This is a genomic window from Variovorax sp. GW821-FHT09D07 (assembly GCF_059416345.1).
This window is the reverse complement of record NZ_JBWKOY010000003.1, coordinates 902,080-913,035: the sequence shown is the minus strand read 5'-3', so window position 1 is coordinate 913,035 and position 10,956 is coordinate 902,080. Positions and strand designations below refer to the sequence as shown.

At 68.7% G+C, this 10,956-nt stretch carries 8 protein-coding genes; 3 read left to right on the top strand and 5 right to left on the bottom strand.

The window, feature by feature from the left end; genetic code table 11:
* Nucleotides 1-126: 126 nt before the first annotated feature.
* Entirely contained in the window at nucleotides 127-1,200 is a 1,074-nt protein-coding gene (locus AC07OX_RS15645; RefSeq protein ID WP_495261996.1) for an ABC transporter ATP-binding protein, read from the bottom strand.
* Nucleotides 1,201-1,222: 22 nt separating this feature from the next.
* Nucleotides 1,223-2,257: a putative 2-aminoethylphosphonate ABC transporter substrate-binding protein gene (locus tag AC07OX_RS15640; RefSeq protein WP_062481319.1), complete on the bottom strand. Its 1,035-nt coding sequence runs from the start codon at nucleotides 2,255-2,257 to the stop codon at nucleotides 1,223-1,225.
* Between the two features lie 207 nt (nucleotides 2,258-2,464).
* On the opposite strand from AC07OX_RS15640, the gene AC07OX_RS15635 reads away from it, so the two are divergent.
* Together AC07OX_RS15635 and AC07OX_RS15630 are read left to right on the top strand one after the other, a co-directional pair.
* A complete protein-coding gene (locus AC07OX_RS15635) occupies nucleotides 2,465-3,025 on the top strand; it encodes a phosphonate degradation HD-domain oxygenase (RefSeq protein ID WP_495261995.1) in 561 nt (186 codons plus the stop codon).
* Nucleotides 3,026-3,137: 112 nt separating this feature from the next.
* Nucleotides 3,138-4,949 carry an ABC transporter ATP-binding protein/permease gene (locus tag AC07OX_RS15630; protein ID WP_495261994.1) on the top strand — a complete coding sequence of 604 codons (1,812 nt, stop codon included), beginning with the start codon at nucleotides 3,138-3,140 and terminating at the stop codon, nucleotides 4,947-4,949.
* Here the strand turns inward: AC07OX_RS15630 and queC are convergent.
* From queC to AC07OX_RS15615, 3 genes are all read right to left on the bottom strand, one after another.
* Nucleotides 4,931-5,635 carry a 7-cyano-7-deazaguanine synthase QueC gene (gene queC, locus AC07OX_RS15625; protein ID WP_095743689.1) on the bottom strand — a complete coding sequence of 235 codons (705 nt, stop codon included), beginning with the start codon at nucleotides 5,633-5,635 and terminating at the stop codon, nucleotides 4,931-4,933. The genes AC07OX_RS15630 and queC overlap by 19 nt on opposite strands.
* 86 nt (nucleotides 5,636-5,721) lie before the next feature.
* Nucleotides 5,722-6,207 carry a cyanophycin metabolism-associated DUF1854 family protein gene (locus tag AC07OX_RS15620; RefSeq protein WP_175497053.1) on the bottom strand — a complete coding sequence of 162 codons (486 nt, stop codon included), beginning with the start codon at nucleotides 6,205-6,207 and terminating at the stop codon, nucleotides 5,722-5,724.
* The gene (locus tag AC07OX_RS15615; RefSeq protein ID WP_495261993.1) at nucleotides 6,207-8,495 is read right to left on the bottom strand and encodes a cyanophycin metabolism-associated ABC transporter; all 2,289 of its coding nucleotides are present in this window, start codon (nucleotides 8,493-8,495) and stop codon (nucleotides 6,207-6,209) included. Before AC07OX_RS15615 ends, AC07OX_RS15620 begins: the two co-directional genes overlap by 1 nt.
* Nucleotides 8,496-8,634: 139 nt before the next feature.
* Between AC07OX_RS15615 and AC07OX_RS15610 the strand changes: the two genes are divergently transcribed.
* Nucleotides 8,635-10,878 (top strand): cyanophycin synthetase, encoded by a 2,244-nt coding sequence (locus AC07OX_RS15610; protein ID WP_260685188.1) that lies wholly within the window; start codon nucleotides 8,635-8,637, stop codon nucleotides 10,876-10,878.
* Nucleotides 10,879-10,956 lie beyond the last annotated feature (78 nt).

The following is a 10,956-nucleotide window of genomic DNA, read 5'->3' as shown; positions in this document are numbered from 1 at the left end:
CGCAGCGAAATCAAGGAGGAGCCCGAAGGGCGGGGGACATTCGCGGAGCAAGGTACCCCGTCGGCGGGAGCGCGCCCCGAAGGACTGCGCACCACGCGACAAGGACCTCGCACACGCGATGTCATGTCATTGCGCCAGGACCGACAGCGCGTTCAAAGGCAGCTGGATGTGCACCATGCTGCTGGGCACCAGCGGCTCTTCGCCGCCGCTGCGCGCATCGGCGGGCAGCTCGGCCTCGATCTCGATGCCCAGCGGCTCGCAGGCCAGGCGGGCCGAGGTGCGGTTGCCGAAGAACTCGGTGTCGAGCAGGCGCGCGGCGAAGCTGTTGGTGCCGAGTTCGGAGCCGAAGCGCTTCACCACCACATGCTCGGGGCGGATGCCCACGGTGGCCTGCGAACCGACGCTGAGGCTGCCGGGTGCGCAGAACAGTTCGCTGTCGCGCACGCGCACCTTGCCGTCGGCCAGCACGGTGGCGGGCAGCATGTTCATGCGGCCCACGAAGCCCGCCACGAAGCGGGTGCGCGGCTTGCGGTACAGCTCGTCGGGCGTGCCGGCCTGCTCGATGCGGCCGTTGTGCATCAGCACCACGCGGTCGGCCATCGAGAGGGCTTCTTCCTGGTCGTGCGTGACCATGATGGTGACGATGCCCAGGCGCTTTTGCAGCGCGCGGATTTCGCTGCGCAGCGTGGCGCGCACCTGCGCGTCGAGCGCGGACAGCGGCTCGTCGAGCAGCAGCAGGCGCGGGTTGGGTGCGAGCGCGCGCGCCAGCGCGATGCGCTGTTGCTGGCCGCCCGAGAGCTGCACGGGGTACTTGTCGGCATGCGCGGCGAGGCCGACGAGGTCGAGCATTTCGCGCGAGCGCTTGGCCATCTCGCGCGCCAGCGCGCCCGTGGGGTGCAGGCCGTAGGCGATGTTCTGCGCCGCCGTGAGGTTGGGGAACAGCGCATACGACTGGAACACCACGCCGAAGCCGCGTGCCGCGGGCGGCAGGCCCGCGATGTCCTGGCCGCCGAGCAAAATTTGCCCGCTGTCGGCGCGCTCGATGCCGCACACGATGCGCAGCAGCGTGGTCTTGCCGCAGCCCGAAGGACCGAGCAGGCAGACGAACTCGCCGGGCTCGATGTCCAGGTCGATGCCGTCGAGCACGCGCGTGGCGCCAAAGGACTTGCCGATGCCGCGAAGAGAAAGAAAGCTGGTCATGTGCGGCTGCCCGAAACCCCGATCACATTGGCTTTTTCTCGGCCTTGGCGTCGTAGCGCTTCGACCATTCCGTCAGGATGCGGTCGCGGTTCGCGGCAGCCCAGTTGAAGTCGTTCTTGGCGAGCAGCTTCTCGACGTCGCCCGGCACGAACTCCAGCTTTTCCTGGATGCCCGGCAGCGCGAGCACGGCGAAGTTCTTCGCGTACAGCTCGTTGGCCTGCTTCGTCACGGCCCAGTCGGCCAGGGCCTTGGCGGCGTCCTGCTTCTTGCTGGTCTTGATGATGCCGGTGGCTTCCATGTCCCAGCCCAGGCCTTCCTTGGGCAGCACGATGTCGATGGGGGCGCCGTCGCGCTTGGTCTTGTTGGCGCGGTATTCGAAGGACATGCCCAGCGCGAACTCGCCGGCGCCGGCCTGGCGGCAAGGCTTGCTGCCCGAGAGGCTGTACACGCCGATGTTCTGGTGCAGCGCGTCCATGTACTTCCAGGCCTTGTCCTCGCCCATCATCTGGATCCAGCCCGACACCATGAGGTAGCCGGTGCCCGATGCCGCGGGGTTGGGCATGGTGATCTGGCCCTTGTAGACCGGGTTGGTCAGGTCGGCCCAGCTGGTGGGCTTGGGCAGGTTCTTCTTCGTGGCTTCGGCGGTGTTGAAGCAGATGGCCGACGACCACACGTCCATGCCGACCCACTTGGGCGGGTTGGCGGTGTCGCGCATGGTGGGCTTGATGGCGTCCAGGCCCTTGGGGGCGTAGGGCTGGAGCATGCCTTCCTTGTCGAGCAGCATCAGCGAGGTGGCGGCCAGGCCCCACACCACGTCGGCCTGGGGGTTGGCCTTTTCAGCCAGCAGCTTGGCGGTGACGATGCCGGTGGAGTCGCGCACGAACTTCAGCTCGATGGCCGGGTTCTCCTTTTCGAAGGCGGCCTTGTAGGCCTGCACCTGGTCGGCTTCGAGCGCGGTGTAGACCAGCAGCTCGGTGCGGCCTTGGGCCGAGGCGGCGAAGGCCAGCGAGAACAAGGCGGCGGGCACGGCGGCCCACATCAGACGACGATGCAGCATGGGAGATTCCCTCGAGGTAAGAACTGGCGGTGTACGCAAAAAGAAAACACGGCCGGGGCCGTGAACGCAGCGATGCTCGCAGCGCTATGTGACAAAGGTTTGTCACACGGCCGTACCCGCGCTGCGGCGTTTGCACTTTCGTCACACGGCCGTCATCAAGCGACGCGAGCCTGTACAGGCTGTCGCACACCGTTCTTTTGCAATCCCATGACACTCGACCTCGCCGAGATCGCTCGCCTGTTCGCCGAACGTGGCGGCCTGGCGTACGCGGGCGAGCCGGTGTCGCAGCTCGAACACGCGTTGCAATGCGCCTGGCTGGCCGAACAGGCCGGCGCCGGCGACACGCTCGTGACGGCCGCATTGCTGCACGACCTGGGGCACCTGCTGATCGCCGAGCACCAGACGCTGTCGCGCTCGCCCACCGAACTGGGCATTGACGACCGCCACCAGTACATCGCGCTGCCGCTGCTGCGCGGCGCCTTCGACGTGGCGGTGCGCGAACCGATCCGCCTGCACGTGGACGCCAAGCGCTACCTGTGCGCGACGCGACCGGGCTACGTGTCGAAGCTCTCGCCCGATTCGGTGCGCAGCCTGGCGCTGCAAGGCGGCGTGATGGACGACGAGGCGGCGCAGCGCTTTGCGGGCCTGCCGTGGTCGGGCGACGCGGTGCGGCTGCGGCTGTGGGACGAAGCGGCCAAGGCCGAGGGGCTGCGAACGCCGCCGCTCGCGCATTTCCTGGCGACGGCGGCGCGCGTGATGCTGCGCTGAGGGCTGGCGGGACGAAGGGACGGGGGCCGACTTTCAGCCCCGTTTAAGAAACATTTGTCTACGATGGTTTCCTCACGAGGTCCGGCGCCCCTGCGCCTGCGAGGAAATCCGCATGTCATCTGCTCCATCTCCCACCATCGCGGCGCGTGCCGGCGCGTTCGTCCAGGTCCTGCGCCGCGTGCTGCGGCTCGCGGCGCCCTACTTCAGTTCGGACGAAGAAAAATGGCGGGCGCGCCTCATGTTCGCGGGCATCGTGGCGCTGAACCTGGCGTACGTGTACGCGCTGGTGCTCTTCAACCAGTGGTACGGGCGCTTCTATGACGGGCTGCAGAACAAGGACGCGGTGGTGTTCTGGCGCGAGATCCGCGTGTTCGCCTGGCTGGCCTTCTTCAACATCGCGATCCAGGTGGCGAAGTTCTACCTGACGCAGCTGCTGCAGCTGCGCTGGCGTTCGTGGATGACCCGCCACTACCTCGGCCGCTGGATGGCCGACCGCACCTTCTATCACCTGGAACTGGCGCGCTACGCGCAGGCCGACGGCGCCACGCCCGACAACCCCGACCAGCGCATCCAGGAGGACATGCAGATGTTCACCAACGCGACCATGACGCTGTCGATGGAGATCCTGAACGCGGTGGTCACGCTGCTGAGCTTCATCGGCATCCTGTGGGGCCTGTCGGGCACCTTCGACCTGTCGCTGGGCGGCAGCACCTACCAGGTCGCGGGCTCGATGGTGTGGCTGGCGCTGGTCTACTGCGTGGTCGGCACGGTCATCACGCACTTCATCGGCCGGCCGCTGATCGGCCTGAACTTCCGCCAGCAGCGCTTCGAGGCCGACTTCCGCCACCACCTGGTGCGCGTGCGCGAGTACAGCGAAGCCATCGCGCTCGACCGCGGCGAGACGGTGGAGCGCGGCCAGCTCGACACGCGCTTCGGCGCCGTGCTGCGCAACTACCTGCACCTGATCAAGAAGCAGAAGAACCTGGTCACCTTCACCGCGATGTTCGGGCAGGCGTCGGTGATCTTTCCGTTCATCGTGTCGGCGCCGCGTTTCTTCAGCGGGGCCATCCAGCTGGGCGCGCTGATCCAGATCTCGACCGCTTTTGAAAAGGTGCAGGATTCGCTGAGCTGGTTCGTGACCAACTACGACCGCGTGGCCGTCTGGCGCGCCACCACCGACCGCCTGATCAGCTTCGACGACGCGATGCGCGCCCACGCCGCGCGCGAAGATGCCCTGCAGCGCGAAGAAGGCGCCGCCGCGCTGGGCACCAGCGACCTCACGCTCGCGCTGCCCAACGGCACGCAGCTGCTGGCCGGCGCCGCGCTGGCGGTGCGCCCCGGCGACAGCGTGTTGCTGCAAGGCCCTTCGGGCAGCGGCAAGTCGACGCTGTTCCGCGCTTTCGCGGGCATCTGGCCGTTCGCGCGCGGCAAGGTGCAGGCCCCGGCCGACGCGGTCTTCATGCCGCAACGCCCCTACCTGCCCGACGGCAAGCTGCGCGAGGCGCTGACCTACCCGCACCCGGCCGCCGGCTTCAGCGACGACCAGCTGCGCCAGGCCCTGGCCGATGCGCTGCTGCCCGACCTGGTGAACCGGCTCGACGACAGCGACGCCTGGAGCCAGAAGCTCTCGGGCGGCGAGCAGCAGCGGCTGGCCATCGCGCGGGTGCTGCTGAAGAAGCCGGCGTGGCTCTTCGCCGACGAGGTGACCAGCGCGCTCGATGCGCCGGCCGAAGCCGTGCTCTACCAACGGCTGGCCGACACGGTGCGCGCGGGTGGCGGTGCGATGGTGTCGATCGCGCACCGCCCCGCCGTGGGCGATTTCCATGGCCAGCGCTGGACGCTGGTGCCTCAAGAAGAAAGTGCAACCGGCGGCGCGCGCTACCGGCTCGATACCTCTACAGCGGCTCAGGCCGCAGCAACGTAACGCTCCCAGCCCTTCTTGCGCAGATCGCAGGCCGGGCACTCGCCGCAGCCGTAGCCCCAGGCCTGGCGGTGTTCGCGGTCGCCGAGGTAGCAGGTGTGGGTTTCTTCCACGATCAGGTCGACCAGCGGCTGGCCGCCCAGCCGGTGGGCCAGCGCCCAGGTCTCGGCCTTGTCGATCCACATGAGCGGCGTCTCGATGACGAGGCGGCGCTCCAGGCCGAGCGACAGCGCGAGCTGCATCGCCTTCATGGTGTCGTCGCGGCAGTCGGGGTAGCCCGAGAAGTCGGTTTCGCAGACACCGGTCACGATCACCTGCAGCCCGCGCCGATAGGCCAGCGCGCCCGCCAGCGTGAGGAACAGCAGGTTGCGCCCCGGCACGAAGGTGTTGGGCAGGCCGTCGGCCTGCATGGCGAAGGCGACTTCTTCGGTGAGCGAGGAGCCGCCGAGCTGCGCCAGCGCGGCCAGCGTGAGCACGTGGTCTTCGCCCAGGCGCGGCGCCCATTCGGGAAAGCGCTCGCGCATCTTCGCGAGCACGGTGCCGCGCACGTCGAGCTCGACGCGGTGGCGCTGGCCGTAATCGAAGCCCAGCGTTTCGACACGCTGGTACTTGGACAGGGCCTCGGCCAGGCAGGTGGCCGAGTCCTGGCCGCCGGAGAAGAGAACGAGGGCGGTGGTGTGCAGGGGCATGTCCGTCAACGGCGGGGCCGTTGTAGTGCAAATGCGCGATTTTCGCAGCCGATCGATGCTGCGGGCCGCCCTGTTCTGCGGTGCTTCTAGAGAAAGCGCTCCAGCAGCTTGCGCGAGGCGCGATCCAGCGCCTTCGCATCGGGAATGCGGAACTGCACGCCGTGCGCGCTCGCGATCAGCAGCGCGCCGCCTTCGAGACGGCGGATGTCTTCCTCGGCCTTGAGCACGAAGCTGGTGTCGCCGCGGTCGGTGCTCACGGTCCAGGTGCTGGGCACGCCGAAGCTCGACACGCCGTGCAGCTTCAGCAAGGTGGGCGCGAAGTCGCGCACGGCGAGTTCTTCGGTCAGCAGCGCCTGGGTGGGCGCGGGCAGCTGGTCGACGCGGTCGACCCATACGAGTTCGCGGCCTTCGCTGCCGACCAGCGACACGCCCTCGTTGGGCGCGCTGAGCGGAAAGGCGCGCACGGGTGTCACGCCCACGTGGTGCTCGCCCTGCGCGTCGGTCAGCACGAGGCGCCCGAAGGTGTCGCGGGCGAGTTCAAAGCTCATGTTGTTGGTATTGGTGCTGCTCATCACACGTCCCCTGCCGGATGGGCGGCGTGGCTCACGGCCAGCGGCGCCTGGGCGTTGGCGCGCTCGTCGGCGGCGCCTTCGCTCACATCGTCTTCGTCGCCCTGGCGCAGCTGCGCCTGGTAGAGGCGCCAGTAGGCGCCCTGCTTGGCCATGAGCGCGTCGTGCGGCCCGACCTCGACCACCTCGCCGCGGTCCATGACCACGAGGCGGTCGGCCTTGCGCAGCGTGGACAGGCGGTGGGCGATGGCGATGGTGGTGCGGCCCTGCACGAGGTTGTCGAGCGCCTTCTGGATTTCCTTTTCGGTCTCGGTGTCGACGGCCGAGGTGGCCTCGTCGAGGATCAGGATGCGCGGGTCGATGAGCAGCGCGCGCGCGATGCTGATGCGCTGGCGCTCGCCGCCCGACAGGCCCTGGCCGCGCTCGCCCACCAGCGAGTCGTAGCCGTGCGGCAGGCGCAGGATGAAGTCGTGCGCATGGGCCGCGCGGGCCGCCGCGACGACTTCTTCGCGCGTGGCGTCGGGCTTGCCGTAGGCGATGTTCTGCGCGATGGTGCCGAAGAACAGGAACGGCTCCTGCAGCACCAGGCCGACGTGGCGCCGGTAGTCGGCCACGGCGAAGCGGCGGATGTCGGTGCCGTCGACCTTGATGGCGCCGTCGGTCACGTCGTAGAAGCGGCAGATCAGGTTGACCAGCGTGCTCTTGCCCGAGCCGCTGTGGCCCACGAGGCCGATCATCTCGCCGGGCTCGATGGTCAGGTCGAGGTCGTGGATCACGGCGCGCGAGCCGTAGCGGAAACCGAGGCCGCTCATCTCGATGCGGCCCTGCACGCGCTCCACCTTCACCGGGTTGGCGGGCTCGGGCACGTTGCTCACGTGGTCGAGGATGTCGAAGATGCGCTTGGCGCCGGCCGCGGCCTTCTGCGTGACCGAGACGATGCGGCTCATCGAGTCGAGCCGCGTGTAGAAGCGGCCGATGTAGGCGATGAAGGCGGTGAGCACACCCACCGTGATGCTGCCGCGCGCCACCTGCCAGATGCCGAAGGCCCAGACCACGAGCAGGCCGATTTCGGTCAGCAGCGACACGGTCGGCGTGAACAGCGACCAGGTGCGGTTGAGCTTGTCGTTGACCTGCAGGTTGTAGGCGTTGGCGACGCGGAAGCGCTCGGCCTCGCGGCGCTCCTGCGCGAAGGCTTTCACCACACGGATGCCGGGGATGGTGTCGGCCAGCACGTTGGTCACTTCGGACCAGACGCGGTCGATCTTCTCGAAGCCGGTGCGCAGGCGGTCGCGCACGACGTGGATCATCCAGGCGATGAAGGGCAGCGGCACCAGCGTGACCACGGCCAGCAGCGGGTTGATCGAGATCAGGATGGCCGCCGTCATGACGATCATCAGCACGTCGTTGGCGAAATCGAGCGCGTGCAGCGACAGGAAGACGTTGATGCGGTCGGTTTCGGAGCCGATGCGCGCCATGAGGTCGCCGGTGCGCTTGCCGCCGAAGTAGTCCAGCGGCAGGGTCAGCAGGTGCTCGTAGGTGGTCGTGCGCAGGTCGGCGCCGATGCGTTCGGACACCAGCGCCAGCAGGTAGGTGCGCGCCCAGCCCAGCCCCCAGCCGACCAGCGCCGCGATCAGCAGGCCGCCCAGGTAGAGGCCGACCCGGGCGGAGTCGATCTTCTGCCCGTTCTGGAACGGGATCAGGATGTCGTCCATCAGCGGGATGGTCAGGTACGGCGGCACCAGCGTGGCGGCGGTGGAGATCAGGGTCAGGACAAACCCGAGGATCAGCTGCTTGCGGTACGGCCCGGCGAAGCGGCCCAGGCGCAACAGCACCCAGGTCGAGGGCGGGGTCTGGAGTTCGGTGTCGGTGCCGTCGACGTCGAGAAGTTCGGGCGTCTCTTCTGTCGCCTTCGCGACAGCGGGCGCGGCGCGCTGGCCGAAGAGCTTGAGCAGCTTGAGCGCCGCCGGCTGGCCGGCCAGGGTGTAGCGCCAGCGGGCGAGCTGTCCGGCGGGGCCGATGAGGTCGAGGGTTCCGACGCCGGCATGGTCGGAAAGACGCATTTCCAAGGCCTGATCGGTGAGTGGCCACTCACACCACTCGCCGCCGGGTTCCAGGGCGATGAGCCGCTGGTCGGTCAAGGCAACGAGGCCCGTGGCGAAGCGAAGTTGGTCGTCGAGGTCAACCGCAAGTGTTACCGAAACGTTTTCAGCGCCTGCGAGTCGGCTTTTCAGCACGCCTGAGACCGCCTCCGTTTCGCCCGCCTGGGCGCCGACTGGATCGTGATGTTGCATTGTGTTTATTTGACTCTTGCCCGTCGCGGGCCGCTGGGACCGCGTCATGGCGCCCTTGGTCGGGCGCCGATTCTGACCGATCGCCATGGGTGCGCTTGAAGGCGCCGTGGTGCTCGGCCAAAGCACATCGAACGTTTGCATGACCCGTTTCGACGACATCCAATTGCTGCGCATCAACTATTTGCGCGGTCCCAACCTCTGGACCTACCGTCCGGTGCTCGAAGTCTGGCTCGACCTGGGCCAACTGGAAGACTTCCCCTCCAACAAGATCGACGGTTTCACCGACCGGCTGACCACCCTGCTGCCGGCGCTCATCGAGCACCACTGCGGCGTGGGCGAGCGCGGTGGCTTCATCCAGCGCCTCACCGAAGGCACCTGGTCGGGCCACGTGCTGGAGCACGTCGTGATCGAACTGCTGAACCTGGCCGGCATGCCGACCGGCTTCGGGCAAACCCGCAGCACCTCGGAGCACGGCGTGTACCGCATGGTGTTCCGCGCGCGTGACGAGCAGGTCGCCCGCGTGGCGCTCACCGAAGGCCACCGCCTGCTGATGGCGGCCATCAACAACGACCCGTTCACTGCCGCCGACGTGCAGACGGCCGTCGAGGCGGTCAAGGCCAAGGTCGAGGACTGCTACCTCGGCCCGAGCACTGCGGCCATCGTGTCCGCCGCCACCGACCGCGGCATTCCGCACATGCGCCTGAACAGCGGCAACCTGGTGCAGCTGGGCTACGGCGCCAACCAGCAGCGCATCTGGACCGCGGAAACCGACTACACCAGCGCCATCGGCGAATCGATCGCCAGCGACAAGGAACTGACCAAGTCGCTGCTCGCCAGCTGCGGCGTGCCCGTGCCGCACGGCCAGGTGGTCGAGTCGCCCGAAGAAGCCTGGGAAGCCGCCGAGGACATCGGCCTGCCCGTGGTCGTGAAACCGTCGGACGCCAACCATGGCCGCGGCGTGTCGCTCGAACTGACCACGCGCGAGGAAGTCATGGCCGCCTTCGCGGTCGCCGAGCCCGAGGGCAGCGACGTGATGGTCGAGCGCTTCATCCGCGGCCACGAACATCGCCTGCTGGTGGTGGGCGGCGAGGTGGTGGCGGCCGCGCGCGGCGAGATCATCACCGTGACCGGCGACGGCACCAGCACCGTGGCCGGGCTGATCGACAAGCAGCTCAACAGCGACCCGCGCCGCGGCGCCGAAGAAGAATTTCCGCTCGACGTGATCGTGCTGGCCACCGACGCCAAGCTGCAGCTGGAGCTCAAGCGCCAGGAACTGGACGGCAACTCGGTGCCGGCCGCCGGCCGCGTGGTGACGATCCAGCGCAACGGCAACATGGCCTACGACTGCACCGACCTCGTGCACCCCGAGGTGGCGCATGCCGCCGTGCTCGCCGCGCGCGTGGTCGGCCTGGACATCGCGGGCATCGACATGGTCGCGCAAGATATTTCCAAGCCGCTGGGCCCGCAGGGCGGCGCGATCGTCGAGGTGAACGCCGGCCCCGGCCTGCTGATGCACCTGAAGCCGGCCATCGGCTCGCCGCGCCCCGTGGGCCGCGCCATCTGCGACCACCTGTTCCCGAACGACGCGCCGGGCCGCATCCCCGTGGTGGGCGTGGCCGGTTCGCGCGACACCGCCGTGCTCGCGCGGCTGGTGGCCTGGCTCATCAACCTCGGCGGGCGCCACACCGGCCTGGCCTGCCGCGACGGCCTGTTCCTGGAACGCCGCCGCGTCGACGCACGCGACAGCGCCAACTGGGACGCCGGCCACCGCCTGCTCGTGAACCGCGCCGTCGAGGCCGTGGTGATCGAGAACGGTGCCGAAACCATCCTGCGCGACGGCCTGGCCTACGACCGCTGCGAAGTCGGCATCGTGACCGACCTCGAAGGCTGCGAAGCCCTGGCCGACTACGACATCACCGAGAGCGACCAGATGGTCAAGGTGCTGCGCACCCAGGTCGACGTGGTGCTGGGCGAAGGCACGGCCGTGCTCAACGCCGACGAGCCGCGCATCGCCGCGCTGGCGCCGCTGTGCGATGGCGCCGTCATCCTCTATGCGGCCGACCCGCAGGCTGCCGCGCTCGCCGCGCACCAGGCCGAAGGCGGCAAGGCCGTGCTGGTGCGCCAGGACCGCGTGGTGCTGGCCAACGGCACGAGCGAATCGTTCCTGCCCGGCCTGGGCCGCCTGACCATCTGGCGCGCGACCCACGTCGGCGTGAGCCTCGAAAGCCTGCTGGCCGCCGTGGCCGCCGCCTGGGCCATGGGCATTCCGCTCAACCTGATCGGCGCCGGAGTCGAAGCCTTCGAAGCCGACCTGCAGGCGGCCCTGGCCTCGCTGCAGCTGTCGCAAGCCTCGCCGCTCTCCCCCCAACTACAACTGGCATGACACGATGCGCCGCCCCGCCACCCGCGGGGCCGGCGCCCTGGTCACACCGCAAGATCACCGCAACCGCGCGCCCCGTGC

Bases quoted from the DNA above. Each gene is read 5' to 3' on its own strand.
- queC (WP_095743689.1), bottom strand. From the start codon at position 5,635: ATGCCCCTGCACACCACCGCCCTCGTTCTCTTCTCCGGCGGCCAGGAC.
- AC07OX_RS15635 (WP_495261995.1), top strand. From the start codon at position 2,465: ATGACACTCGACCTCGCCGAGATCGCTCGCCTGTTCGCCGAACGTGGC.
- AC07OX_RS15610 (WP_260685188.1), top strand. From the start codon at position 8,635: ATGACCCGTTTCGACGACATCCAATTGCTGCGCATCAACTATTTGCGC.
- AC07OX_RS15640 (WP_062481319.1), bottom strand. From the start codon at position 2,257: ATGCTGCATCGTCGTCTGATGTGGGCCGCCGTGCCCGCCGCCTTGTTC.
- AC07OX_RS15645 (WP_495261996.1), bottom strand. From the start codon at position 1,200: ATGACCAGCTTTCTTTCTCTTCGCGGCATCGGCAAGTCCTTTGGCGCC.
- AC07OX_RS15620 (WP_175497053.1), bottom strand. From the start codon at position 6,207: ATGAGCAGCACCAATACCAACAACATGAGCTTTGAACTCGCCCGCGAC.
- AC07OX_RS15615 (WP_495261993.1), bottom strand. From the start codon at position 8,495: ATGCAACATCACGATCCAGTCGGCGCCCAGGCGGGCGAAACGGAGGCG.
- AC07OX_RS15630 (WP_495261994.1), top strand. From the start codon at position 3,138: ATGTCATCTGCTCCATCTCCCACCATCGCGGCGCGTGCCGGCGCGTTC.